Origin of the sequence: Nitratireductor alexandrii (assembly GCF_004000215.1) — a bacterium.
Taxonomy (GTDB): domain Bacteria; phylum Pseudomonadota; class Alphaproteobacteria; order Rhizobiales; family Rhizobiaceae; genus Mangrovimarina; species Mangrovimarina alexandrii.
In genome coordinates this window covers 159,309-184,508 of sequence record NZ_RBVY01000008.1, presented here as the reverse complement: position 1 = coordinate 184,508, position 25,200 = coordinate 159,309, and the positions used below count along the sequence as shown (strand labels likewise).

20 protein-coding genes are annotated in these 25,200 nt (G+C 68.6%); 14 read left to right on the top strand and 6 right to left on the bottom strand.

Annotated elements, in window-relative coordinates; all coding sequences use genetic code 11:
- Positions 1–100: 100 nt before the first annotated feature.
- The 6 genes from EP380_RS18000 to trxA all read left to right on the top strand — a co-directional run bounded on the left by EP380_RS18000 (position 101) and on the right by trxA (position 11,926).
- Positions 101–2,659: a sensor histidine kinase gene (locus EP380_RS18000; RefSeq protein ID WP_127599791.1), complete on the top strand. Its 2,559-nt coding sequence runs from the start codon at positions 101–103 to the stop codon at positions 2,657–2,659.
- Between the two features lie 6 nt (positions 2,660–2,665).
- On the top strand, positions 2,666–4,159 hold the full coding sequence (gene tsaE, locus EP380_RS17995) for a tRNA (adenosine(37)-N6)-threonylcarbamoyltransferase complex ATPase subunit type 1 TsaE (protein ID WP_275069013.1): 1,494 nt from the start codon (positions 2,666–2,668) through the stop codon (positions 4,157–4,159).
- The gene (locus tag EP380_RS17990) at positions 4,156–4,890 is read left to right on the top strand and encodes a nucleotidyltransferase family protein (RefSeq protein WP_127599789.1); all 735 of its coding nucleotides are present in this window, start codon (positions 4,156–4,158) and stop codon (positions 4,888–4,890) included. Before tsaE ends, EP380_RS17990 begins: the two co-directional genes overlap by 4 nt.
- On the top strand, positions 4,887–8,012 hold the full coding sequence (addB, locus tag EP380_RS17985; protein ID WP_127599787.1) for a double-strand break repair protein AddB: 3,126 nt from the start codon (positions 4,887–4,889) through the stop codon (positions 8,010–8,012). Before EP380_RS17990 ends, addB begins: the two co-directional genes overlap by 4 nt.
- Positions 8,009–11,530: a double-strand break repair helicase AddA gene (addA, locus tag EP380_RS17980; RefSeq protein ID WP_127599785.1), complete on the top strand. Its 3,522-nt coding sequence runs from the start codon at positions 8,009–8,011 to the stop codon at positions 11,528–11,530. The genes addB and addA overlap by 4 nt, the downstream gene beginning before the upstream one ends.
- A gap of 72 nt (positions 11,531–11,602) precedes the next feature.
- Positions 11,603–11,926: a thioredoxin gene (gene trxA / locus EP380_RS17975; RefSeq protein ID WP_106572982.1), complete on the top strand. Its 324-nt coding sequence runs from the start codon at positions 11,603–11,605 to the stop codon at positions 11,924–11,926.
- Between the two features lie 253 nt (positions 11,927–12,179).
- Here trxA and EP380_RS17970 read toward each other — a convergent pair whose 3' ends face one another.
- The 3 genes from EP380_RS17970 to EP380_RS17960 all read right to left on the bottom strand — a co-directional run bounded on the left by EP380_RS17970 (position 12,180) and on the right by EP380_RS17960 (position 15,359).
- Positions 12,180–13,511, bottom strand: a complete 1,332-nt coding sequence (locus EP380_RS17970) for a bifunctional folylpolyglutamate synthase/dihydrofolate synthase (protein ID WP_127599912.1) — start codon at positions 13,509–13,511, stop codon at positions 12,180–12,182.
- A gap of 156 nt (positions 13,512–13,667) precedes the next feature.
- Positions 13,668–14,591, bottom strand: coding sequence for an acetyl-CoA carboxylase, carboxyltransferase subunit beta (accD, locus tag EP380_RS17965; RefSeq protein WP_106572983.1), 924 nt, complete (start codon positions 14,589–14,591; stop codon positions 13,668–13,670).
- Positions 14,592–14,717: 126 nt separating this feature from the next.
- On the bottom strand, positions 14,718–15,359 hold the full coding sequence (locus EP380_RS17960) for a phosphoribosylanthranilate isomerase (RefSeq protein ID WP_106573044.1): 642 nt from the start codon (positions 15,357–15,359) through the stop codon (positions 14,718–14,720).
- A 121-nt stretch (positions 15,360–15,480) separates the two neighbouring features.
- Between EP380_RS17960 and EP380_RS17955 the strand changes: the two genes are divergently transcribed.
- Positions 15,481–16,578 (top strand): AI-2E family transporter, encoded by a 1,098-nt coding sequence (locus tag EP380_RS17955; RefSeq protein WP_238719912.1) that lies wholly within the window; start codon positions 15,481–15,483, stop codon positions 16,576–16,578.
- Positions 16,579–16,629: 51 nt separating this feature from the next.
- On the opposite strand, the gene EP380_RS17950 is transcribed toward EP380_RS17955, so the two are convergent.
- Positions 16,630–17,388 (bottom strand): M48 family metallopeptidase, encoded by a 759-nt coding sequence (locus EP380_RS17950; RefSeq protein WP_106572984.1) that lies wholly within the window; start codon positions 17,386–17,388, stop codon positions 16,630–16,632.
- Between EP380_RS17950 and EP380_RS23625 the strand changes: the two genes are divergently transcribed.
- Positions 17,323–17,820, top strand: coding sequence for a hypothetical protein (locus EP380_RS23625; protein WP_164749898.1), 498 nt, complete (start codon positions 17,323–17,325; stop codon positions 17,818–17,820). The two genes, EP380_RS17950 and EP380_RS23625, sit on opposite strands and share 66 nt — an antisense overlap.
- A gap of 79 nt (positions 17,821–17,899) precedes the next feature.
- Here EP380_RS23625 and EP380_RS17940 read toward each other — a convergent pair whose 3' ends face one another.
- On the bottom strand, positions 17,900–18,343 hold the full coding sequence (locus EP380_RS17940; RefSeq protein ID WP_106573046.1) for a DUF2852 domain-containing protein: 444 nt from the start codon (positions 18,341–18,343) through the stop codon (positions 17,900–17,902).
- 232 nt (positions 18,344–18,575) lie between these two features.
- Complete coding sequence (locus tag EP380_RS17935) at positions 18,576–19,355, bottom strand: alpha/beta hydrolase (RefSeq protein ID WP_127599783.1); 780 nt, start codon at positions 19,353–19,355, stop codon at positions 18,576–18,578.
- Between the two features lie 209 nt (positions 19,356–19,564).
- Between EP380_RS17935 and infC the strand changes: the two genes are divergently transcribed.
- The 6 genes from infC to pheT all read left to right on the top strand — a co-directional run bounded on the left by infC (position 19,565) and on the right by pheT (position 25,154).
- Positions 19,565–20,101, top strand: coding sequence for a translation initiation factor IF-3 (infC, locus tag EP380_RS17930; RefSeq protein ID WP_106573047.1), 537 nt, complete (start codon positions 19,565–19,567; stop codon positions 20,099–20,101).
- Between the two features lie 299 nt (positions 20,102–20,400).
- A complete protein-coding gene (gene rpmI, locus EP380_RS17925; protein ID WP_106572987.1) occupies positions 20,401–20,601 on the top strand; it encodes a 50S ribosomal protein L35 in 201 nt (66 codons plus the stop codon).
- Between the two features lie 41 nt (positions 20,602–20,642).
- Positions 20,643–21,044, top strand: a complete 402-nt coding sequence (gene rplT / locus EP380_RS17920) for a 50S ribosomal protein L20 (RefSeq protein ID WP_106572988.1) — start codon at positions 20,643–20,645, stop codon at positions 21,042–21,044.
- Between the two features lie 158 nt (positions 21,045–21,202).
- On the top strand, positions 21,203–22,288 hold the full coding sequence (gene pheS / locus EP380_RS17915) for a phenylalanine--tRNA ligase subunit alpha (RefSeq protein ID WP_106573048.1): 1,086 nt from the start codon (positions 21,203–21,205) through the stop codon (positions 22,286–22,288).
- Positions 22,285–22,710 (top strand): GFA family protein, encoded by a 426-nt coding sequence (locus EP380_RS17910; protein WP_106572989.1) that lies wholly within the window; start codon positions 22,285–22,287, stop codon positions 22,708–22,710. The genes pheS and EP380_RS17910 overlap by 4 nt, the downstream gene beginning before the upstream one ends.
- On the top strand, positions 22,707–25,154 hold the full coding sequence (gene pheT, locus EP380_RS17905; RefSeq protein WP_127599781.1) for a phenylalanine--tRNA ligase subunit beta: 2,448 nt from the start codon (positions 22,707–22,709) through the stop codon (positions 25,152–25,154). Before EP380_RS17910 ends, pheT begins: the two co-directional genes overlap by 4 nt.
- Positions 25,155–25,200: the final 46 nt, after the last annotated feature.

Below are 25,200 nucleotides of genomic sequence, written 5' to 3'. Positions count from 1 at the left end.
TACAGTGACGTGATTCGCCACGATGGCGCGCCCGGGACGGGGCATTGCCGACGATGCGGCCGGGCGGCCATGGCGTTCATGCGGCGGAGAGGAAAAAGGGATGCCAGGACAAGGCCCGCGGGATTCGGGGATCAGCGGGCATGACACGCAGGCCGGGGCAGCGGACCGACCGGATCACGCGGGCAGCGGGCGCGCGCGGGTGCCCGCAACCGCCGGCGTCGGGCTTGCCGGCTATCTGTCGTCGACGATCCTCTCACACGCTCAGGAAATGCCCGCGACCGGGCTCGATGCTCTCAGAAACCTGACATTCGGCGCGTCCGAAGTGATCCAGATCGCCACCTTCGCCGGCGTGATGGGCGCCGCCATGCTGTCGGCGATCTGGCTGATTCGCGAGCGCGGGCGCATCGCCGCCGAAAACCTCGTGCTGCGCGAGCGGATCGCCGAACTGAACGCGGCCGTACAGCGTGCCGAGGCGATGATGACCACCAGGGACCAGAGAACCGTGGTGTGGGCGGGTGACAGGAGCAAGCCCGATCTGGTGGGCACGCTAACGTCGGCCCCCGGCGTTCCCGACGAGCGCAGCTCCTTCCTCGCCTTCGGGCGCTGGCTGACGGCGCGCTCGGCCGCCATGCTTGACAATGCCATCGCCGCGCTGCGCGAGGCCGGAACATCCTTCGATCTGGTCGTGGCGGCGCAGTCGGGCACGCTCTTGGAGGTGCTGGGACGCCGGTCGACCTCGCACGCGATCGTGCGTTTCGTGTCGCTGACCCGCCGCCAGGCCGAGCACGCCGCGCTCAAGGCCGAGCACGCCGCGCTCGCGACCGACCACGAGGCCGTGCTCGCGCTGGTGGCCAATCTCGACATGCCGTTCTGGCTGCGCAGCGAGACCGGCCGGCTGCGCACCGTCAACGCCGCCTATGCCGCGGCGGTGGAGTGCGAGACGCCCGAGACCGCGGTCGCCCAAGGCCGGGAATTGCTGGCGACCCAGGCGCGCGAAAACATCGCGCGGCAACATCTGACGGAACCGACGCTGCGCCGCAACCTTCCCGCCGTCGTGGACGGGGACCGCAAGCTATATGCCGTCACCAGCGTTTGCGCCAACGGTGTGGTCGCCGGCCTGGCGGTCGACAAGAGCGATCTCGAGGCGCTGCGGGCGGAATATCAGCGCACCGTCAAAAGCCACGCCGAAACGCTGGACCAGCTTTCGACCGCGGTCGCGATCTACGATGCCGACCAGAAGCTGCGTTTCTTCAACCAGGCGTTCCAGAAATTGTGGGAACTCGACAGCGCCTTCTTGGAAGCGCGGCCCGACAACACCATGTTCCTCGACCGGCTTCGCAGCGAGGGCAAGCTTGCCGAGCAGCCCGAATGGCGGCGCTGGAAGGAAAATCTGCTGTCGGCCTACCGGGCCGTGGAGCCGCAGGAACATTGGTGGCACATTCCGGACGGGCGCACGATCCGCGTCGTGGCCAGCGCCCATCCCCAAGGCGGCGTGACCTGGGTGTTCGAGAACATGACCGAGCGCTTCGACCTGGAAAGCCGCTACAATGCGGCCGTGCGCGTGCAGGGCGAAACGCTGGACAATCTCGCCGAAGGGGTCGCGGTTTTCGGACCGGACGGACGGATCAGGCTGTTCAACCCGGCCTTCGTCGCGCTGTGGCGCCTCGACGGCGCCGAAATCGGCACCAATACCCATATCGCCACGATCCGCGATGCGTGCGCGCACCAGTGTCCGCAAAGCCCGTGGAGCGACTTCGTCGCGGCCGTCACCGGCTTCGACGACGAGCGGCTGGAAACGCACGGCAAGGCCGAACTCGCCGACGGCACGATCCTGTCCTATGCGATGATCCCGCTGCCCAACGGCCAGGTGATGACGACCTTCGTCGACGTGACCGACAGCGTGAACTTCGAGCGCGCGCTGCAGGACAAGAACGAGGCGCTGCAGAAAGCCGACCAGCTCAAGAACGATTTCGTGCAGCACGTCTCCTACGAGCTGCGCTCGCCTTTGACCAATATTATCGGCTTCACCGAATTGCTGACGATGCCCGATACAGGGCCCCTCAACGCGCGCCAGCGCGACTATGTCGACCACATCGCCTCCTCCTCCTCGGTGCTGCTGACGATCGTCAACGACATTCTCGACCTGGCCACGGTCGACGCCGGCATCATGCAGCTCGAGATCGGCGAAGTGCAGGTCACCCGCATCGTCGGCGAAGCGGCCGAACTGATCGGCGAGAAGCTGCGCGAACACCAGATCGCGATCGCGGTCGACACGAAGGACGCGCCGCCCAGCCTGCATGCCGACGAGAACAGGCTGCGCCAGATCCTGTTCAACCTTTTGTCCAACGCCGCCAACTACGCGCCCGAGCGCAGCACGATCGCGCTCAGCTGCCGGATGATCGGCGACCAGGTCGAGTTCCGCGTCCATGACGACGGGCCCGGCATGCCGCCCGAGATCCTCGACGCGGCCTTCGAGCGCTTCGAACCCCACGCCAATGGCGGCCGCCGTCGCGGCGCCGGCCTCGGCCTGTCGATCGTCAAGAGCTTCGTCGAGCTGCATGGCGGCACGGTGGAGATCGACACCGGCGAGGCGCGCGGCACCACCGTCACCTGCCGCTTCCCGGTCGCGCCGAAAGGGGCACGGGCGGCGGCGGAGTAGCGGCGGTTGCGTATTGCCCTGCCCGACGAGGCGGCCACGACGCGCTTGGGCGACGACCTTGCCATGGCGCTCGTTCCCGGAGACGTCGTGCGGCTGCAAGGCGATCTCGGCGCCGGCAAGACGGCGCTGGCGCGCGCCGTCATCCGCGCCATCGCCGCCGATCCCGAACTGGAAGTTCCCTCGCCGACCTTCACGCTGGTGCAGAGCTACACGCTGCGCTTCGACCTGCACCATTGCGACCTCTACCGGCTCGCCGCGCCGGACGAACTCGACGAACTCGGCTTCGACGAGCTGGCCGAGACCGGGGTGGTGCTGGTCGAATGGCCCGAGCGCGCCGACGACCGTCTCGACGGGGCCGCGTTGACGGTGCGGCTCGACCATCACGGCGACGGCCGGCTGGCGACGATCGACGGCGAGGCCGGCGCGATGGCGCGGCTCGCCCGCTCGCTGGCGGCCAGGCGCTTTCTCGACAATGCGGGGCGGGTCGGCGCCCTCCGGCACCATCTGCAGGGCGACGCGTCCTACCGCACCTACGAGACGGTGACCGAGGCCGGCGCGCGCACCATCCTGATGAACGCACCCGCGCAACCGGCCGGGCCGCCGCTCAGGGACGGGCGGTCCTACAACGAGATCGCGCACCGGGCCTTGTCGGTCACGCCGTTCGTGGCGATGGCCGATGCCCTGCGCGCCCGCGGGTTCTGCGCCCCGCGAATCGAGGCCGCAGACCTCGACGCGGGTTTCCTGCTGCTCGAACATCTGGGAACCGGCCGGTTCCTGTCGGCGACCGGCGAGCCGGTCGCGGAGCGCTATTGCGAGGCCGCGCGCCTGCTTGCCGCGCTGCACGGCGAAGCCTGGCCGGACAGCCTGCCGGTCGCCGGACGCGCGTCCTACCGCGTCCCGCCCTACGATCGCGATGCACTGATGGTCGAGGCGGAGCTGTTTGTCGACTGGTATGTGCCGCATGTGCTCGGCCGGCCCGCCGACGCGGCGCTGAAGGCGCGTTTCGCCACCGCCTGGAACACGGTGTTCGATACGATCGCGGACGCCGAGACCGGTATCGTCCTGCGCGACTACCACTCGCCCAATTTCGTCTGGCGGTCCGACCGGATCGGCTTCGACCGGATCGGGCTGCTCGACTTCCAGGATGCGCTGATCGGACCGGTCGCCTACGACCTCGCGTCGCTGGCCCAGGATGCGCGCGTCAGCGTGCCCGAGGGGCTGGAGCGGCAGATCGTGTCGGCCTATTGTGCGGCCAGGCAATCGGCAGGTCCGTTCGACAGCGGACGGCTGGAACGGGATTTCGCGGTCATGGCGGCGCAGCGCAACTCAAAGATCCTCGGCATTTTCGTGCGCCTCGACCGCGGCGAAGGCAAGGCCGGCTATCTGCGTCACCTGCCGCGCATCCGCGCCTATCTCGAGCGCGCGCTGCGCCACCCCGCCCTGGCGCCCGTCGCCGCCTTCTACCGCGACAACGCGCTTTTGGACGCGCCCGCGCCATGAGCACGGTTCCCGCCACCGCGATGGTGCTTTCGGCCGGGCTCGGCCTGCGCCTGCGCCCGATCACCGAAACCCTGCCGAAACCGCTGGTGAAGATCGGCGGCAAGGCGATGCTCGACCGGGCGCTCGACGCGCTGGCCGAGGCCGGCACGGCGACCGCCGTGGTCAATGTCCACCATCTGGGCGCCCGCATCATCGACCATGTCGCCGCGCGGCGCCGGCCGAAAACGCTGATATCGGACGAACGCGCCTTGCTGCTCGATTCGGCCGGCGGCATCGTCAAGGCGCTGCCGCTTCTGGGAGCCCGGCCGTTCTTCGTCCTCAATTCCGATACGTTCTGGATCGACCAGGATCAATCCAACCTCGTCCGGCTGGCGGCCGCCTGGGACGACGACCGCATGGATATCCTGTTGATGCTCGCCAACCCGGCGCTCGCGATCGGTCATAGCGGCGGCGCCGATTTCTCGGTCGACGCGGCCGGTCGTCTGCAGCGGGCGCGCGGCGCGCCGGACGGGGCGATCTACGCCGGGGCGGCAATCCTTCATCCGCGCATCTTCGCCGGCGCGACGGTCGAACCGCATTCGCTCAACCGCTATTTCGACCAGGCGATCGCCAGCGGACGCCTGTACGGACACCCCCTCGCCGGGCGCTGGTTCACCGTTGGCACGCCCGATGCGATTCCGCTCGCCGAGGCGGCGCTGGACGCGGTGATGGCGGAGGCGGAAGCGCGGTGAGAACCGCGCCGCGCCTGTTCTCGGTCCCCCCTGGCGCGGCCTTTCTGCCGACTCTCGCCGAGGCCCTGTTGAACGGCACGCTGGTCGAGGATTTCGTTTTCGACGGCGATCCGCTGGCGCTCGCCGACGTCACGCTCTACGTGCCGACGCGCCGGGCCGCGCGCGCGCTGCGCAGCACCTTCGTCGACCGGGTCGGCTCCGGCTCGGCGATCCTGCCGGTCATCCGTCCGCTCGGCGATTTCGACGAGGACGCCGCCCTGTTCGACGAACAGAGCGCGGCCGCGCTCGACGTCGCCCCGCCGATCGCGGCGATGGAACGCCTGCTCGCGCTCGCGCCGCTGGTCCAGGCCTGGAAAAGACGACTGCCGGCCCATGTCGCGGCCCTGTTCGAGGAGGAGGTCACGGTGCCGGCCTCGATGGCCGACGCGATCTGGCTCGCGCGCGATCTCGCCGCGCTGATGGACGAGATCGAGACCGAGGACGCGGATTGGGGGGCGCTCGCCTCGCTGGTCGGCGGCGAACTGGCCGCGTGGTGGCAGGTGACGCTGGAATTTCTCGACATCGTCACCAAGGCCTGGCCGCAGGCGCTTCAAGAGCGGGACCGTGCCAATCCGGCCGCCCACCGCAACGCCCTGATCGACGCCGAAGCCCGGCGCCTTGCCGCCGCGCCGCCGCGCGGACCGGTGGTTGCGGCCGGCTCGACCGGGTCGATACCGGCCACCGCGCGGCTGTTGTCGGTGGTCGCGCGCCTGCCGCGCGGCGCGGTGGTGCTGCCCGGCCTCGATCCGGAGCTCGACGAGCGGTCGTGGAACGCCATCGGCGATCCGCGCCAGCCGGCCTCCGCCTTCGGCCATCCGCAATACGGCCTGAAAAAGCTGATCGCCACGATCGGCGCGGGACGCCGCGACGTGGTCGAGATCGGCCACGCGCCGCCGGCGTTGGCCGCAAGGGCGCGGATCGTCAACGAGGCGCTGCGACCGGCCGAAACCACCGATGCCTGGATCGACGGCCGAAAGACCGTCGAGGCCGCGCTGGCGGCCGGCGCGCTCGACGAGGTGGTGCTGGTGGAAGCCGCGCACGAACGCGAGGAAGGGCTCGCCGCGGCGATCGCCCTGCGCCAGGGGCTGGCGCAGGGCGCGCGCCACGTCGCGCTCGTCACCGGCGACCGCGCGCTCGCCCGCCGGGTCGCCTCGGAACTGTTGCGCTTCAACATCACGGCGGACGATTCGGGCGGCGCCCTTCTGGCGCGCACCATGCCCGGGCAGTTGCTGACCGACCTCGTCGCCGCCGTGTTTTCTCCCGGCGATCCGGTGCCGCTGCTGGCCTTGTTCAAACATCCTTTGTTCCGGCTCGGCCGCGACCGCGCAACGGCTCGGCGGCTCGGCGAGCTGATCGAACTGGTGGCGCTGCGCGGCGGCACCGGCCGCCCAGACATCACCGCGCTCGCCGCGCTGTTCGACCGCCGTCTCGACGAATTCGCCGCCGACCCGCGCAAGCCGTTCTGGCTCGCCCGGCTCGGCGCCAAGGACATCGAGGCCGCGCGCGCGCTGCTGCGCGAGCTCGACGCGGCCGCCGCGCCGCTTGCCGCGCGACGCCGGTCCGACGAGACCGGGCTCGGCGGCATTGCCCGACTGACGGTCGAGCTTCTGGAACGGCTGGCGCGCGACGATACCGGCGATCTCGCCGCGCTTTACGGCGGCGACGCCGGCGAGGCTTTGGCCGGCTTCCTGCGCGGGTTGACCGAAAATACCGCCGAAATCGCCTTTGACGGCGCAGAATGGCCGGCGATCCTCGCGGCCCTGATCGCGCCGGAAACGGTCAAGCCGTCCATGGCCGGCGACAGCCGCGTGTCGATCTGGGGCGCGCTGGAGGCGCGGCTGCAATCGGTCGATCTTCTGGTGGTCGCCGGCCTCAACGAGGGAGTGTGGCCGGCCAGCGCCCAGGCCGACCGTTTCATGTCGCGGATGATGAAGGCCGGGCTTTCGCTCGAGCCGCCCGAACGCCGGATCGGACTTGCCGCGCACGATTTCGTCATGGCCGCCGGGTGCCGGCGACTGGTCCTGACCCGCGCCGCGCGCCAGGGCGACGCCCCCTCGGTGCCGTCGCGATGGCTGCAAAGGCTTCTGGCCGTGATCGGTCCCGACGAGGCCGCGCGGCTGCGGGCGCGGGGCGCCAGCTTGACCGGCTGGGCACGCGCGCTCGACATCGGCCCCGACATCGCCTTCGTGCCGCGGCCGGCCCCGACGCCGCCGGTCGACACGCGCCCGCGCCGCTTTTCGGTCACCGAGGTCGAGACGTTGCGGCGCGACCCCTACGCGATCTATGCTAGGCGCATCCTCGGGCTGGAACCGCTGCAACCCTTGCTGCGCGATCCGGGCGCGGCCGAGCGCGGCACGCTGTTTCACGACATTCTGCACCGCTTCACCGAGACCGGCACCGACCCGCACGCCAGCGACGCCGCCGAGCGGCTCGTCGCGATCGCGCGGCGCTGCTTCGCCGAGGCCGGCCTGCCGGCCGATGTCGAGGCGGTGTGGTGGCCGCGCTTCGGCGCCATGGTCGCCAACATCGTCGCCTTCGAACGCGCGCGGGCGGGCGGCATCGCGGCCGCCCATGCCGAGCTCAAGGCCGATCCGCTTGCGATCGGCGCCACCGGGGCGCATCTGTCGGGCCGTGCCGACCGGATCGACGTTCTCCGCGACGGGCGAGCCGACATTCTCGACTACAAGACCGGGTCGGGCCCCTCGCGCGGCCAGGCTCACACGCTCGTCTCGCCGCAGCTTGCGCTCGAGGCGGCATTGCTGCAGCGCGGTGCCTTCACCGCGATCGGGCCGTGCGAACCGGCCGATCTCGCCTATGTGCGGCTGAGGCCGAACGGCGAGGTCGAGACCGAATCGATCCTCACCTACAAACGCCAGGCGCGCACCGCGCCCGACATGGCGACGGAGGCCTGGCAGCGGCTCGAACGGCTGGTCGCGCACTATCAAGAGCCCGCCAACGGATATCTGTCGCGCGCCCTGCCCTTCCGCGAGGGCGACACGGATGGCGATTACGACCATCTCGCCCGGGTGCTCGAATGGTCGGCGGGCGGCGACGGCGGCGGCGACGGCGGAGACGAGGCATGAGCGGATCGCGGATCATTCCGCCCGACACGCTGGCGAACCAGGCGCTGGCGTCCGACCCCGGCCTGTCGGCCTGGGTTTCGGCCAATGCCGGCTCGGGCAAGACGCATGTGCTGTCGCGCCGGGTGATGCGGCTCTTGCTGGAAGGCGTCGATCCCGCCCGCATTTTGTGCCTGACCTATACCAAGGCGGCGGCGGCCAACATGGCGACCCGCGTGTTTGCCGATCTCGGCCGCTGGGCGACGCTCGACGACGGCACGCTTGCCGCCGAGATCGAGGCCCTGGAACAAAAAAAGCCCGACGGCGAGCGGGTGCGGCTGGCGCGCCGGCTTTTCGCGCGGGCGCTGGAAACGCCGGGCGGGCTGAAGATCCAGACCATCCACGCCTTTTGCGAGGCGCTTTTGCACCGCTTCCCGCTCGAGGCCAACATTGCCGGCCATTTCGATCTGCTCGACGGGCGCATGGAGCAGGCGCTGGTCGCCGAGGCGCGCCGCGACCTGCTCGCCGGCGTCGGCGAAGGGGGCGATGCCGGCATCGCCGAGGCGTTCGCCACCGTGCTCGCGGCCGGCGGCGAACACGGGCTGGAAGCGCTTTTGAACGAGATTGTCGGCAAGCGCGACGCGCTCCGGCGCTTCATCGCCGCGATCGGCGGCGATGGCGGCGTCTTCGCCGACCTCCTGGAGGAGTTCGGCTTTTCGGGCGAGGCGGACGAGGCGGACATCGTCGCCGCTTCCTGGCCGGACGCCTATTTCGACGCCGGGTTTGCCGCCCGCTTCGGCGCGGCCGCGCGCGAGGCGAAGAAGAAGACCGCGGAAAAATTCGCCGCCGGGCTGGCCGCAGCCTGCGCGGCGCCGCCGACGGAGGGTTTCGTTGCCGCGCGCGCGCTGTTTTTGAGTGAAAAGAAGGCCGGCATGGCCGAGCCCCGCCCGATCGAACGCATCCTGGCCAAGGGCGTGGCCGAGCATTTTCCGGAGTTTTCGGCCGAGTTCGCGCGCGCCGCCGACGCGATCGCCGCCGCCGCCGACCGCCTCGCCACCTGGCGCATGGTCGCGCGCAGCCGCGCCGCGCTGACGCTGGCCGACTGGCTGATCGCCCGCTACGAACGGCTGAAATCGGCGCGCGGCTTTCTCGACTTCAACGACCTGATCACCCGCACGGTGTGGCTGTTGTCGCGCACCGATGTCGGCGCGTGGGTGCAGTACAAGCTCGACCAGGGCATCGACCACATCCTCGTCGACGAGGCGCAGGACACCAGTCCCGACCAATGGCAGGTGGTGGCGCGACTGACCGAGGATTTCTTCGCCGGCGCGGGCGCCAGAAGCGAGACGAACCGCACCATCTTCGCCGTCGGCGACGAAAAACAGTCGATCTATTCCTTCCAGGGCGCCGAACCGGAGGCCTTCGAGCACTACAAGCACGAATTCTCGCGCCGGGTGGAGGGCGCCGGCGGGCGCTTCGCGCCTGTGACGCTCGCCCATTCCTTTCGCTCGACCGAGGACGTGCTGGCCGCCGTCGACCAGGTGTTCGCCGCCGAGGAGGCGCGCGCCGGGCTGACCCGCGACCCCGAAGCGATCGAGCACAAGGCGATCCGCGTCGGCGAGCCCGGCCATGTCGAATTGTGGGATCAGATCGCGCCCGAACAGGTCGAGGCGCCGGAGGACTGGGCCGAGCCCGTCGACCATGCCTCGGCGCCGGCGGCGCGGCTGGCCGAGATCGTCGCCGACACCGTCGCCCACTGGCTCAGGTCCGGCGAGGTGATCGAGGGCCGCGGCCGGCCGGTGACGCCCGGCGACGTGCTGGTTCTGGTGCGCAAGCGCGACCGGTTCATCAACGCGCTGTCGCGCGCGCTGAAGAACCGCGAGATCGCGGTCGCCGGCGCCGACCGGCTCAACCTGCGCGCCCACATCGCGGTGCAGGACATGATGGCGCTCGCCCGCTTCGTCCTGCAGCCGCAGGACGACCTGTCGTTGGCCACGCTGCTGAAAAGCCCGGTCTTCGGCCTCGACGAGGATGCGCTCTACGCGCTTGCCGCCGATCGCGGCAAGGCGCGCTCGCTCTATGGCGCGTTGCGCGCCCGCGCGCAGGCCGAACCGCTCTGGAAGACGATCGCCGCCGACCTGGCGCGCTGGCGCGGCGAGGCCGATACAGGCACGGTCTTCGCCTTCTTCGCCGCGATCCTGGCGCGCGACGGCGTGCGCCGCAAGATGGTGCGCCGGCTCGGACACGAGGCCGGCGACATTCTCGACGAGTTCCTGAATTTCTGCCTCGCCGCCGAACAGGCCGGCGTGACCGGGCTGGAAGCCTTTCTGGCGACGCTCGAAAATGCCGGGCCCGACATCCGCCGCGAAATGGACCAGTCGCGCGACGAGGTGCGTATCATGACCGTGCACGCCTCCAAGGGGCTGGAAGCGCCGATCGTGATCCTGGTCGACAACGGCGCCGCGCCGTTTTCGGACAGCCATCTGCCCAGGCTGATGCCGTTCGCCTCACACAAACGGCTGTGGACCGGCGACGGGTTCGTGTGGCGCTCCGGCGCCGATACCGCCAACCGCCGCGCCAGGGCGATCGCCGAGGGCATCGCCGAGCGGGCGCGCGAAGAATATAGGCGGCTGCTTTATGTCGGCATGACGCGGGCGGAAGACAGGCTGATCGTGTGCGGCTATCGCGGCGTGCGCGCGCCGCAGGACGGCATCTGGCACAGGCTGGCGGAGGCCGCCTTCGCCACCGGTCCGGTCGTCGAGGCCGAACATCCGGTCGCCGCGCTTAGGGTGCGACAGTTTCGGGTCACCAGGCAGCGCGGCCCGGCAGTGGCGGCGCGCGAAACGCCCGAAGAGCCGCAGCAACCCGAACTGCCCGCCTTTCTGACCGAACCGGCACCGCCGCCGCCCGCCCTGCCGCGGCCGCTCTCGCCCTCCGGGGCGGGGCTGTTGATCGAGGCGGGCCGCGAGGAGGGCGTGCGCGACGCCTCGCCCGTGCTGGCGCCGGCCGGCGCGGCATCGCCGGTCGCGCCACGCGGCACGGCGATCCACCGCCTGCTGCAGATGCTGCCGGCCGTTCTGCCAACCGCGCGCGAAGCGGCCGCGCGCCGCTATCTCGACCGCTTCGGTGCCGATTGGCCGGCGGCCGAGCGCGAGAGCGCGTGGCGCTCGGTGCGCGCCATACTGGAAAACCCCGATTTCGCGCCGGTGTTCGCCCCCGGCTCGCGCGCCGAGGTGGCGCTGATGGGCACGGTGCGTCTCGGCGCGGCGGAGCGCGCCGTTTCGGGCAAGATCGACCGGCTTGCGGTCGACGACAAGACCGTGCTGATCGTCGACTACAAGACCAACCGGCCGCCGCCGCTGACGCTGGAGACGGTGCCGCCGGCCTATCTCGCCCAGCTCGCGCTCTATCGCGCCCTGCTTCAGCCGCTTTATGCCGGCCGCGCCGTCGAGGCCGCCCTGTTGTTCACCGAAGCGCCCGCCCTCGTCCGGGTGCCGGCCGCCGCGCTGGACGAAGCCCTTGTCCGACTCACCGCGGCGTGAGACAAACGCCGCTTGACGCGCCCGCCGCCGAACCCCACATGGATCTGGAAACGATCGATCAAGGAGATCACGATGTCCCCTCTCACGACGGACAAGAACAGCTTTAAAACCGACGTGCTCGACTCGGCCGAACCGGTCGTGGTCGATTTCTGGGCCGAGTGGTGCGGCCCGTGCAAGATGATCGCGCCGTCGCTCGAGGAAATCTCCAAGGAAATGGCCGGCAAGGTGAAGGTCGCCAAGGTCAATATCGACGAGAACCCGGAACTGGCCGCCCAGTTCGGCGTGCGTTCGATCCCGACCTTGATGCTGTTCAAGGGCGGCGAAGTGGCCGACATCAAGGTCGGCGCCGCGCCGAAGACCGCACTGTCGGCCTGGATCGACAACGCGGTCGCGTAACCGGCTGCGCATCCAAGCAAAAAAGCCCGGCCGCCGCGCCGGGCTTTTTGTTGGCTGGCGGGAAAGCGGTTCCGCCGGGCCGGACACGGTCCGCCGCCGCGCACGCGCAAGCGCCGGGGGGCGCTGGCTTCGGCCGCGATCGCGAGGCGCGCCGATAGCGTTTGCGGGCGAAGCGGAAGCCGGTTCGCCGTTCAAAACCGCGTTAAAACAATGAGATGGAGCCGGTCTGCGAACCCGTGAAAAGCAGAACGGCCTATTGCGGCGGGGTGCCGTTTTCGGCCAGAACTTCGCCGATCAGATAAAGCGATCCGCAAATCAGGATGCGCGGCGGCGGCTCGGTCTCGTCCCATGTCGCGCGCAACAGCTTCAGCGCATCGGCCGGCGAGTGGATCGGCTCGGCCGACAAGCCGGCCTCGCTGGCCCGCACGGCGAGTTCGGCATTGGGCACACCGGCCTCGGTGTTGTTGACCGGCACGGCGAAAACATGGCGCGCCATACCCTCGAAGGCGCGGAAATAATTCACCTGGTCCTTGGTGTTGATCATGCCGCAAATCAGGAACAGCGGGCGCGAATGCCGGTCCTCCTGCTCGGCCAGCGTCTCGGCGATCGCCGCCGCCGCGCCGGGATTGTGGCCGCCGTCGATCCACAGTTCGGCGCCGTCGGGCGCCAGCGCCGCCATCAAGCCGTCGCCCAGGCGCTGCAGACGGCCCGGCCACTGCACGCCGGTCATGGCACGTTCGACGGCGTCGCCGGTCAGCGCGAATCCGGCCGCCTTGACCGCGGCGATGGCTGCGGCGGCGTTGGCGAGCTGATGCCGGCCGGCCAGTCGGGGCATCGGCAGATCCATCAAGCCATCCTCGTCCTGGTAGACCATGCGGCCATGCTCGGACGCGGCCAGAAAGTCCTGGCCGTAGACGGAACAAGGCGCGTCCAGCCTTTCGGCGGTCGACACGATCACCTCGCGCACCGTGTCGGAATCCTGCTGGCCGACCACCACCGGCACGCCCGGCTTGATGATCCCCGCCTTTTCCACCGCGATCAGTTCGACACGGTCGCCGAGATAGGATTCGTGGTCGAGCGAGATCGGCATGATGACCGATACCGCGGGCCGCTCGATCATGTTGGTGGCGTCGAAGCGGCCGCCGAGGCCGACCTCGAGGATCGCCGCGTCGGCGGGGTGTTCTGAAAACAGCAGGAAGGTGACGGCGGTCAGGATCTCGAAGACGGTGATCTTGTCGCCGCCATTGGCCTCCGCGACCCGCGCGACCGCATCGGCAAGCACGTCGTCGGCCACCAGGCGTCCGCCGCCCGGCGCTCCCAGCCGATAGCGCTCGTGCCAGTTGACGAGATGCGGCGAGGTGTGGACATGGGTCGTCAGCCCTGCGGCCTCGAGGAGCGCGCGCGCAAAGGCGGCGGCCGAGCCCTTGCCGTTGGTGCCGGCGATGTGGATCACCGGCGGCAGGCGGCGATGCGGGTTGCCGAGGCGCTCGAGCAGCCGCGCGATCCGGCCCAGCGACAGATCGAAGCCTTTCGGGTGAAGCGTGGACAGCCGCGCAATCTCACGGTCGGCCTTGCTGGTCAAAATCTGCATGTCCCTTCCAAGATCATGGCGGGATGGGGTTGAACCCGATCGTTATGCTGCCCGGACCGACGGTGCTCCGCGTCGAAGCCGGCAGCCGTTCGTGTCGGGCCCGTGCCGCAGCGCAGTTCGCACGCGCGGCGCTTGCCCGACATCGGCGAGTTAGGCTTGGGGCTGTTCGTCTTGCGTTTCCGCCAGCGGCGCGGCCGGTTCTTCCTGCGCCATCGCCTCCTCCTGCGGCGCGTGGACGAGGATCTTGAGCAGGCGCGCGATGGTGGGTTTGAGTTCCGTGCGCGGCACGACCATGTCGACCATGCCGTGCTCCATCAAATATTCGGCCCGCTGGAAACCCTCCGGCAGTTTCTCGCGGATGGTCTGCGCGATCACTCTCGGACCGGCAAAGCCGATCAGGGCGCCGGGCTCGGCGATATGGACATCGCCGATCATCGCGTAGGACGCGGTAACGCCGCCCGTCGTCGGGTTGGTGAGAACCACGAGATAGGGCAGGCCGGCCTCCTTCAACCGGTCGACGGCGACCGTGGTGCGCGGCAATTGCATCAGCGACAGGATGCCCTCCTGCATGCGCGCCCCGCCCGAGGCGGCGAACAGGACGAGCGGACGCTTCATCTCGAGCGCGGTCTCCAGAGCGTGGATGATCGCTTCGCCGGCGGCCATGCCCAGCGAACCGCCCATGAAGGCGAAGTCCTGGACAACGGCGACGATCGGCAGTCCCTCGATGGTTCCGGTCGCGCCGAGCACCGTGTCGTCCATGCCGGTCTTGGCGCGGTTTTCGCGCAGCCGGTCGGTATAACGCTTCTCGTCGCGGAATTTCAGCGGGTCGGTGGCGACCTTCGGGTTCTCGAGCGCGTCGAACCGGCCGTCGTCAAAGAAGAATTTCAGCCGCTGGCGCGCCGAAATCTTCATGTGATGGCCCGACGAGGGGATCACCCATTGATTGTCCTCGAGGTCCTTGTGAAAGACCATCTCGCCGGTTTCGGGACATTTGATCCACAAATTCTCCGGCATGTCGCGCCGGCCGAGCATGGAATTGATCTTGGGCCGGACGTAGTTGGTGATCCAGTTCATCGGTCGGGTCTCCGCATTCAGGAGAAGATGGGGCCGTCGGTCCGCCGTCGCAAGATATCGCCGCGACGGCGTTCTTCGGGGGCAAGGCCGGGGCGGGTCCGGCTTTCGGCGGGAATTGGGACGCGCTCAGCCGGCTTTTTCGGCCACAGCCTCAAGGAAAGCTTCGATCAAGGCAACATCCTTCTGGCCCGGCGCGCTCTCGACTCCGGACGACACGTCGATGCCCGGCGGAGAGAGCAGGCGCAGCGCCTCGCCGATATTGGCTTTGTTGAGGCCGCCTGAAAGCATGTAGTCGACGGACGGGTCAAGCCCGGCCAGCACCCGCCAGTCGAAGGCGACACCGTTGCCGCCGGGCAATGCGGAGCCTTTCGGCGGCTTGGCGTCGAACAGGAACCGGTCGGCAAGGCCGCGATAGGCCTCGACGGGGGCCAGATCGGCGGGCGCACTCACCGAAAACGCCTTCATCACCGGCAAGCCGTACCGCGCCCTGACGGCGGCCACCCGCTCGGGCGTTTCGCGTCCGTGCAACTGCAACATATCGGGCTCCATCGCCGCGACGATCGCGTCGAGCGTCGCGTCGTCGGCGTCGACGGTCACGGCGACGGCCAGGGCGCGGCCGCGCGCGGCACGGCGCAGGGCGCCCGCGCGCTGCGGGTCGACATGGCGCGGGCTCTTGTCGAAAAAGATGAAGCCGACATGGCTGGCGCCGCCCGCGAGCGCGGCGGCGACCGCCTCGGCCGTGCTCAATCCGCAAATCTTGATGTCCATGTCCCCGCAATACCCCCGGCCAATGCCGATGTCGAGACGCGCGGCCACCGGCGCCGCGACAGGCCGGGCGAACCTTTTGCGCCTGGATGTGTTATCGGAAGGGGAACAACGGAATTTTTCGATGAACATGTTCGAATGGGGCGTACACCGCCGCCCGGCGCCAAGGACGGTTTTGGATCCCGACACCCTGCTGACGCGCGGCGCGATGATCGCCGTGCTGCTGATCGGGCTTTTGGGCTTCGTCTTCATGCTGGTCGCCGGCGAATTCATCCTCGCCCCGCTGTCGCTGGCGATCGTCATCGGGCTGATGCTCGGACCGATCGCCACCCGGCTGGAAAAGCGCGGCCTGCCGTCATGGCTGTCGGCGGTGATCGTGTGCCTGCTGTTCGTGGCGCTGGTCGCGTTGTTCGCCGCCGCCCTGATCGGACCCTTGTCCTATTGGACCGGGGAATTGCCGCGCATCTGGCAGAAACTGCAGATCCAGCTCGCCCAGCTTCGCGAACCCATCAACACGCTTCGCGACGTGCAGAACGAGTTGCGCACGGTCACCGGCGGCTCCGGCGTCACGGTGGAGGTCGACGAGGGCGGCGACGTCACCGACATCGCCATCATGGCGCCGGCGCTCGGCGCCCAGGTCCTGCTTTTCCTGGCCAGCCTGTTCTTCTTCATGGCGACGCGCCACGACATTCGCACGGGCATCATGAAGATCGTCGTCGACCGCCGCCTGCGCTGGCGCATCGCGCATATTTTTCGGGATGTCGAGGCGCTGGTGTCGCGCTATCTGCTGTCGATCGCCGTCATCAATGTCGGGCTCGGGGTGGCGGTCTCGCTGGTGCTTTGGATCATCGGCGTGCCGTCGCCGGCGCTCTGGGGCATGCTCGCCATGTTGTTGAATTTCGTGGTCTATATCGGACCGGCGATCATGGCAGGGCTGTTGTTCGCGGTCGGGCTGGCGACGTTCGACACGCTTGCCGGCAGTTTCGTGCCGCCGCTGGCCTTCCTGGCCGTCAACCTGATGGAAGCGCAGTTCGTCACCCCGATGGTGCTCGGGCGGACCCTGACGCTGAACCCGTTCCTCGTGCTTCTGGCGCTGGCCTTCTGGATCTGGGTCTGGGGCCCGATCGGCGGCTTCATCGCCATCCCGGCGCTGCTGATCGCCTATGCCGTGTTGAGCAATCTCGTGCCGATCGGCCCGAAAGCGCCGCCACCGGGCGCGTGATCGCGGATCGCGCGTGAGAACCGGTATGGGGCGGCGACGGCCAGCGAACCATCAGGTGAAGCGGATCGCCTGCAGCGCGCCGCCATTGCGCTTGAGCCAGGTCTTGGCCTCGTCGGTGCGCGGACACAATGTGCGGCACAGGCTCCAGAATTTCGGCCCGTGGTTCATTTCCTTCAGATGCGCCACCTCGTGCGCGACCAGATAGTCGATGACGGCAGGCGGCGCCATCATGATGCGCCACGAAAACGACAGCACCCCGTCGGCGGTGCACGAGCCCCAGCGGCTCGTCGTATCGCGATAGCGGACCGCTCGCGCCGGGCGGCCGACCGCGCCGGCATGGCGGGCAACCAGCGCCTCGATGTCGCGGCGCGCCTCGCGCTTGAGGAAATCGGCCAGGCGCCGGGCCAGATGCGTGCGCTCGCCGTGGACGATCAGCGCCGGTTCGCCTTCGACGGCCGCCACCTCGACCGTGCCGCGGCGGCCGGGCTCGTGCACGATTAGATGCGGCACGCCGCGCAGCGGGATCTTGATCCCGGGCCGGACCTGCGGTCGGTCGGGAAATTTTTCCAGCCGCGCCTCGAGCCAGCCGCGATGGGTTTCCAGGAAACGGTCGATCTCGCGCGGCGGCAGGCCGGGCGGCACCGTCACCCGCAACCCCTGGCCGCCGGCGTCTATCCGCAGCGTCAGGCGCCGGGCGCGCGCGTTCTCCACGATCTTCAGCGGCAGGGCGCGTCCGGCGACATCGTGCACGCGCTCGATCGGAACGGCGCGCTTGGCACGGGCAGGCGGTTTTCTCAGTCCGGAGAACATGGCGCGACGTTAAGCGATTCGCCGGCCAAGCGGGAGATCGTCGTGACGGAGCGAGCCGACTCGCCGCGGGCGCGCAATTTTACTCGAACCTTTCTTCGTCCCGCCGCGACCAAGAAGCGGCGGCGGGATCGGCCCGTCGCGACAAGGGAAGGGAAAACCATGGTCAGGAAAATCGCCATGCTGACGGCCGTCATAGCGCTCGCCGCCTTCGCCACCTCGCTGGCGGCGGATGCCTATGCGCGCGACGGGGGCGGACCGCCGCCCCATGTCTACAAGCGTTCGAAGCCGGCCAAAACCACAAGACCCGCGGCCACCTCGTCGGTCGAAACCGACCGGCGGGGCGGCGAGAAGCCCGCCAAGCGCCGGCCCGCCGGCAAGACCTGCCCGGCTGCCGGGAACCCCGGCCTGTGCGACAATCGGGGCGGACGCTGAGCCGAGTGCGTCGCCCAAAGCGGCCAACAAAAACGGCGCCGTCGATGCGGCGCCGTTCACAATCGTTGCGGCTCTGCCTTCAGTCGTCGAGCAGGCCGCTCGCCTTGTCGTCGCTCGGCTTCTCGTTGCGCCGGCGTTCGCGGTCGGCCATGAAGCGGTCGAATTCTTCCTGGTCCTTGGCCCGACGCAATTCGCGCAGATAGTCGTCGAACTCCTGGCGCATTTCTTCCAGCTTGCGCCGCTCGGCCTCGATGCGCTCGAGCTCCTTGCTGCGCCAGTCGTCGAAAGCGACATTGCCGGTGCGGGCGTGGCGGCTGCGACGGCCGCCCTTGTGGGCGCGGCAGGAGGCAAAAAATCCGTCAGTCGCCTCGTTCACGTCGCGCTTGAAACCATCGAGCCGATCGCCCCACAAGATGTAAGCGAGCATGGCGAGGCCAAGCGGCCAGAACACGATGAAGCCAAGCACCATCAGCGCAATCGTCGCCGGCGTCCAGGCCGGGCGGATCAGTGCACTCGTGGTCATATTTTCCGGTTCCTTCCGTTCGAAGCAGCCCATCCGGCTGCATGAAATCGAGATGGGCACAAGACGGGGTCGTTTCAAGACAAACGCCAAGTAGAACCGGATAATCTCTTGATAATTCTTCCTTTTTTTCAGGCGCCTTCGGAAACCGGGCGGCGTTCCGGCGCCGGGCGGCCTGCCGTGCCGTCGCCGCCGGAACGGGCTTTGGCGGCGGGCGGGACGGGCTTAGCGCGCCTCAGCATTCACCGCCGCGCGCGGCGAGATCGGCGAGCGCGCGGCGCAGCAGGGCGATATCCTGCGGCCGCGACAGGCGGTGATCGCCATCGCGGATCAGCGTCAGCGTGACATCCTCGGCCGGCAGATGGTCGACCAGTTTCAGCGCATGCGCGTAGGGCACGTCCGGATCCTGCATGCCCTGAAGCACAGTCACCGGGCAATGGGTCTCGATCAGGCCGGTGAGCACGCAGTTGCGCGCGCCGTCCTCGAACAGGGCGCGGGTGTAAAGGTCGGGCTCCGGCCCGTATTCGGAGGGTTCCTCGAAATAGCCCTGCTGCTCCAGGTCGCGGCGATGGCGGTCCGTCAATTGCGGCTCCATCAGCTCGACCGTGAAGTCGGGCGCCGGCGCGATCAGCACCAGGCCGGCGACGCGATCGTCGGGTGCGCCGCGATTGAGTTCCTGCACCATGCGCAGCGCGATCCAGGCGCCCATCGAGGAGCCGACCAGGATCTGCGGGCCGTCGGTGAAATGGCGAAACACCGCCAGGCTTTCGGCCAGCCATCGCGAAATCGTGCCGTCGCGGAACGCGCCGCCGGATTCGCCGTGGCCGGAATAATCGTGACGGACACAGGCATGGCCGTTCTCGGCCGCCCACAAATCGAGTTGCTCGGCCTTGGTGCCCCGCATGTCGGAACGGTAGCCGCCGAGCCAGACCAGGCCGGGTGTCCGGCCCTGGCGACGCCGGACGGCGATCGGCACGCTGTCGACATCGAGCATTTCCACGGGGTGTTGTGCCATGCGTCATCCTCCGGGCGCCCTTTTGGCACAGGGCGCGCCGCGGGCAAAGGCCCGCCTTTCGCCGCAGTCGCCGCGCAAGCGGGAAGATGGTTTTTTTTGCGCTATCGTGCTATTGACATGGCCCCGAGCGCACCGACATAGACCGCTCGATGCCTTGGGCGGGCCGGATCGCCGTCCCCGAACGTCAACGGAACAAGGAGAATACGACCATTCGCAGACCTTACAAAGCCGCGGCGCCCGTCAAGGAAGGCCCGCGCGCCAATCGCGACATCCGGGCCCCCAGGGTCCAACTCATCGACCCCGACGGACAAAACCGGGGCGCGGTTTCCATACAGGAAGCGCTGGAAGCTGCCGAGGATCTCGGTCTCGACCTGGTCGAGATCGCGCCGAACTCCGATCCGCCGGTGTGCAAGATCATCGATCTCGGCAAGCTGAAATACCAGACCCAGAAAAAGGCGGCCGAAGCGCGGCGCAACCAGAAGGTCATCGAGATCAAAGAGATCAAGATGCGCCCCAATATCGACGACCACGATTACGAAACCAAGATGAAGGCCGTGCGCCGCTTCTTCGAGGAAGGCGACAAGGTCAAGCTGACGCTGCGCTTCCGTGGACGCGAGATGGCCCATCTGGAGCTCGGCATGCAGCTCTTGAACCGGGTGCGCGCCGAGGTGGAGGAAATCGCCAAGGTCGAGGCCGAACCCAAGCTGGAAGGCCGCCAGATGATGATGGTGCTTTCTCCGAGATAATTTCAGCGGCGGCCACGGGCGGCGGGGCCAGCGGCCCGTGGCGGTCGCGACCGGCGCATCACGCGGGCGCTTCGAAGAGGTGGCGGGTTGGATTTCGTGGTCGCCGTCGGGCTCCTGACCGGGTGACGTTCGCCGGTCTTCTTGCCCTCTTGCCCTTCGACGCCCCAATCGCTATAAGGCCGGCGTTCAAAGAGCCGCCCGGCAGGGCATGCCGTGGCGGTTTCTTATGCTTTCCGGATGCTGGTCCATCCGGAGCGATATGGCCTCGCGCGCGAGGCGAATAAGAAGAGGAAAGCAAAATGCCCAAGATGAAGACCAAATCGTCGGTCAAGAAGCGGTTCAAGGTGACCGCGACCGGTAAGGTGAAGGTTCAGGCCGCCGGCAAGCGCCACGGCATGATCAAGCGCTCCAACAAGTTCATCCGTAACGCACGCGGCACGACCGTTCTGTCCGATCCCGATACGAGGATCGTGAAGAAGTTCATGCCTTACGGCCTTTGAAACGCCGGACGCTGCAGGAAGCAATTTAAGGAGAGCATGTCATGGCCCGCGTGAAGAGGGGCGTCACCGCCCACGCCAAGCACAAGAAAGTTATGAAGGCCGCCAAGGGTTTCTACGGCCGCCGCAAGAACACGATCCGCATCGCCAAGCAGGCGGTGGAGAAGTCGCTGCAATACGCCTATCGCGACCGCAAGAACCGCAAGCGCAATTTCCGCGCCCTGTGGATCCAGCGCATCAATGCCGGCGCCCGCGAGCACGGCCTGACCTATGGCCGCCTGATCGACGGCCTCAACAAGGCCGGCATCGAGGTCGACCGCAAGGTGCTGGCCGACATGGCCGTGCACGAGCCGCAGGCCTTCGCCGCGCTGGTCGCCAAGGCGAAGACCGCGCTGGAATATCTGAAAGACACGACCCCGAACGCTTTTGAGCGCGCTGTAGCCTAACCAGCGCCTTCCCAAGCTTTCGAAAACTGGTATTTGGGAAACCCGCGCTGGCAGGGCCGGCGCGGGTTTTTCCGTGTGACGCTGAAGACACCGATCCGGCCGGCCGGATCGCGAAACGGTACCGACAAAGGCAAGCGAGCAACGCCGTGACCGAACAGATGACAGACTTGAAAACGCTTGAGGCGACAGTGCTGGCCGAGATCGCGGCCGCTTCCGACGAGGCGGCGCTCGAAGCCGTACGCGTGTCGGCCCTCGGCAAGAAGGGCTCCGTCTCCGAACGGCTGAAGATGCTGGGGACGATGACGCCGGAGGAACGCAAGCAGATGGGCCCGGCGCTGAACGGGCTGAAGACCAGCGTCGGCGAGGCGCTGGCCGCGCGCAAGGCCGAACTGCACCGGGAGGCGATCGCCGCGCGCCTGGCGGCCGAAACCGTCGACGTCACGCTGCCGGTGCGCCAGGCGCCGGCCGAGCGCGGCCGCATCCATCCGATCAGCCAGGTGATCGACGAGATCACCGCGATCTTCGGCGATCTCGGCTTCGCGATCGCCGAGGGGCCCGACATCGAGACCGACTATTACAATTTCACCGCGCTGAACTTCCCCGAAGGCCACCCGGCGCGCGAAATGCACGACACGTTCTTCTTCCCGCCCGGCGAGAACGGCGAGCGCAAGCTGTTGCGCACCCACACCTCGCCGGTGCAGATCCACACCATGGAGGCGCAAAAGCCGCCGATCCGCATCGTCATTCCGGGCAAGACCTACCGGCAGGATTCCGACGCCACCCATTCGCCGATGTTCCACCAGCTCGAAGGGCTGGTCGTCGACCGGACCTCGACCGTGGCCAACATGAAGTGGGTGCTGGAGGAGTTCTGCAAGGCGTTCTTCGAGGTGCCGTCGCTCAACATGCGCTTCCGGCCGTCCTTCTTCCCGTTCACCGAGCCGTCGCTGGAACTCGACATCCAGTGCGACCGGTCCAGGCCGGGCGAGGTGCGTTTCGGCGAGGGCTCCGACTGGATGGAGATCCTCGGCTGCGGCATGGTCCACCCCAACGTGCTGAGGATGTCGGGGCTGGATCCGGACGAATATCAGGGCTTTGCCTGGGGCATGGGCATCGACCGGATCGCGACGCTGAAATACGGCATGCCGGACCTGCGCGACTATTTCAACGCCGATACGCGCTGGCTGCAGCATTACGGTTTCCGCCCGCTCGACCTGCCGACCCTGTTTGGAGGGCTCAGCACATGACCGACACACTCCATAGCGGCGGCTGCCGCTGCGGGGCGGTGCGCTTTTCCGCCTCGGTCGCGCCGCACCACATCAGCTATTGCCATTGCCACGACTGCCGCCGCGCCAGCGGCGCGCCGGTCTCCGCCTTCGTCGGCTTCAAGAAGGAGCATGTGACGTTCGACGGCGACACGCTGAAAGCCTTCGAGAACGGCCCGGTGGCGCGCAGCTTCTGTGGCGTCTGCGGTTCGCCGGTCGCCTATGTCGACGACCGGCTGCCGGACGACGTGTGGATCGCACTCGGCGCCATGGACCAGCCGGCCGCCTACAAGCCCAGCCATCACGCCTATGTGCGCGAGCAGCTGCCGTTCGTGCACATGCCGGATTCGCTGCCGCGACACGTCAAATTCAGCGTACCGAGACCGACGGAAGACACGCAATGAAATTCACCCTTTCCTGGCTCAAGGACCATCTCGACACCGACGCCTCGCTCGACGAGATCGTCGAACGGCTGACCATGATCGGGCTCGAGGTCGAATCCGTCGACGACAAGGCGGCGCTGAAGCCGTTCGTGATCGCCAGGGTGCTGACGGCCGAAAAACACCCCGACGCCGACAAGCTCAAGGTGCTGTCGGTCGACACGGGCAGCGGCGCGCCGGTGCAGGTGGTGTGCGGCGCCCCCAACGCGCGCGCCGGGCTGGTCGGCGCCTTCGCCGCGCCCGGCGCCTATGTGCCGGGCATCGACGTCACGCTGTCGGTCGGCAAGATCCGCGGCGTGGAAAGCCACGGCATGATGTGCTCGGAGCGCGAATTGCAGCTTTCCGACGAGCATACCGGCATTATCGACCTGCCCGACAACGCGCCGGTGGGCGCGTCCTTCGCCGAATGGGCCAAGCTCGACGATCCGGTGATCGAGATCGGCCTGACGCCGAACCGCCCCGACGCCACCGGCGTTTACGGCATCGCCCGCGACCTCGCCGCCAGCGGGCTCGGCACGCTCAGGTCCGGCGCGGTCGAACCGGTCGAAGGCAAGGGCAAATGCCCGGTTTCCGTCACGCTCGAGGCGCCCGATCTATGCCCCGGCTTCGCGCTCAGGCTGGTGCGGGGGGTCAAGAACGGCCCGTCGCCGAAATGGCTGCAGCAGCGCCTGATCGCCATCGGGCTCAGGCCGATCAACGCGCTGGTCGACGTCACCAATTACGTCACCTTCGACCGCGGCCGGCCGCTGCATGTGTTCGACGCGGCCAAGGTGAAGGGCAACCTGGTGGTGCGCCGCGCGCGCGCCGGCGAAAAGGTGCTGGCGCTGGACGGCGCGGAATACACGCTGACGCCCGACATGTGCGTGATCGCCGACGACAACGGCGTGGAATCGATCGCCGGCATCATGGGCGGCGAGCTTTCGGGCTGCGAGGACGGCACCACCGACGTGCTGATCGAGTCCGCGCTCTGGGATCCGATGGCGACGGCGCGCACCGGCCGCGAACTCGGCATCATCACCGACGCACGCTACCGGTTCGAGCGCGGGGTCGACCCGGAATTCATGGGCGCCGGCCTGGATCTGGGCACGCGCATGGTGCTCGAATTCTGCGGCGGCACGCCGAGCGAACCGGAGATCGTGCTCGGCACGCCGACCGCCAGGGACGGCGAGATCGTCGGCGAAACCGGCCACCATTACCGCGAGGTCGACTTCCCGCTGTCGGAAACCAAGCGCCTGACCGGCCTGGACGTCGACCGGGCCGAAAGCATCGCCATCCTGAAGCGCCTCGGTTTCGTTCCGAAAGGCGCGACGGACGGCGCGGTCGTCCGTTTCGTCGTGCCGTCCTGGCGTCCCGACATCGACGGCAAGGCCGATCTGGTCGAGGAGGTGATGCGCATTCACGGCGTCAACCGGATCGCGCCGGCGCCGCTGCCCCAGACCACGGCCGTCGGCAGCCGCATCCTGACCACGCTGCAAAACCGCACCCGCGCCGCGCGCCGCGCGCTGGCCGTGCGCGGCATGATGGAGGCGGTCACCTGGTCGTTCATTCCCGAACGCCACGCCGCGCTGTTCGGCGGCGGCGCGCCGGCGCTGAAACTGTCGAACCCGATCGCCGCCGACATGTCGGACATGCGGCCCTCGCTGCTGCCGGGCCTGATCGCGGCGGCGCAGCGCAACGCCGATCGCGGTTTCGGCGACATCGCCCTGTTCGAGGTCTCGGGCACCTATCAGGGCGACCGGCCCGAGGACCAGCGCCGGGTCGCCGGCGGCGTGCGCCGCGGCACCGCCACGCTGGAGGGCGCGGGCCGGCACTGGGCCGGCAACGCGGCGACCGTGGGCGTGTTCGACGCCAAGGCCGACGCGCTCGCCGCGCTGGAGGCGGCCGGCGCGCCGATCGACAAGCTGACGATCGAGGCCGGCGGGCCGGACTGGTATCACCCCGGCCGTTCCGGCACGATCAAGCTCGGGCCGAAGAACCTGCTCGGCACGTTCGGCGAGTTCCATCCCGACACGCTGGAGGCGCTCGACGCGGCCGGGCCGATCTGCGGCTTCGAGGTCTATCTCGACGCCGTGCCCGAGCCCAAGGCCAAGGCGACCCGCACCAAGCCGCGCCTCGACCTGTCGCCATTCCAGGCGGTGAAGCGCGATTTCGCCTTCGTGGTCGACAAAGGTGTGGCTGCCGGCGTCCTCACGCGCGCGGTCGCGGCCGCCGACAAGAAGCTGATTGCCGGCGTGTCGGTGTTCGACGTGTTCGAGGGCGCTTCGATCGGGGCCGACAAGAAGTCGATCGCGATCGAGGTCGCCATCCAGCCGCAGGAGCGCACGCTGACCGACGAGGATTTCGAGGCGCTATCGGCCCGAATCGTTGCAAACGTGGAAAAGCAGACCGGCGGCGTCCTGCGCGGCTGAGGACACCACCGCCCCGCCCGTCGCGACGGCCGGGGCGCGCGCGGTC

Coding starts and splice junctions, on each gene's coding strand:
- accD (WP_106572983.1), bottom strand. CDS start 14,591: ATGAACTGGATCACCAACTACGTCCGGCCCAAGATCAATTCCATGCTC.
- pheT (WP_127599781.1), top strand. CDS start 22,707: ATGAAATTCACCCTTTCCTGGCTCAAGGACCATCTCGACACCGACGCC.
- EP380_RS17960 (WP_106573044.1), bottom strand. CDS start 15,359: ATGGACATCAAGATTTGCGGATTGAGCACGGCCGAGGCGGTCGCCGCC.
- EP380_RS17940 (WP_106573046.1), bottom strand. CDS start 18,343: ATGACCACGAGTGCACTGATCCGCCCGGCCTGGACGCCGGCGACGATT.
- trxA (WP_106572982.1), top strand. CDS start 11,603: ATGTCCCCTCTCACGACGGACAAGAACAGCTTTAAAACCGACGTGCTC.
- EP380_RS17950 (WP_106572984.1), bottom strand. CDS start 17,388: ATGTTCTCCGGACTGAGAAAACCGCCTGCCCGTGCCAAGCGCGCCGTT.
- EP380_RS17955 (WP_238719912.1), top strand. CDS start 15,481: ATGAACATGTTCGAATGGGGCGTACACCGCCGCCCGGCGCCAAGGACG.
- rplT (WP_106572988.1), top strand. CDS start 20,643: ATGGCCCGCGTGAAGAGGGGCGTCACCGCCCACGCCAAGCACAAGAAA.
- addA (WP_127599785.1), top strand. CDS start 8,009: ATGAGCGGATCGCGGATCATTCCGCCCGACACGCTGGCGAACCAGGCG.
- EP380_RS18000 (WP_127599791.1), top strand. CDS start 101: ATGCCAGGACAAGGCCCGCGGGATTCGGGGATCAGCGGGCATGACACG.
- EP380_RS17935 (WP_127599783.1), bottom strand. CDS start 19,355: ATGGCACAACACCCCGTGGAAATGCTCGATGTCGACAGCGTGCCGATC.
- pheS (WP_106573048.1), top strand. CDS start 21,203: ATGACAGACTTGAAAACGCTTGAGGCGACAGTGCTGGCCGAGATCGCG.
- EP380_RS17910 (WP_106572989.1), top strand. CDS start 22,285: ATGACCGACACACTCCATAGCGGCGGCTGCCGCTGCGGGGCGGTGCGC.
- EP380_RS17990 (WP_127599789.1), top strand. CDS start 4,156: ATGAGCACGGTTCCCGCCACCGCGATGGTGCTTTCGGCCGGGCTCGGC.
- rpmI (WP_106572987.1), top strand. CDS start 20,401: ATGCCCAAGATGAAGACCAAATCGTCGGTCAAGAAGCGGTTCAAGGTG.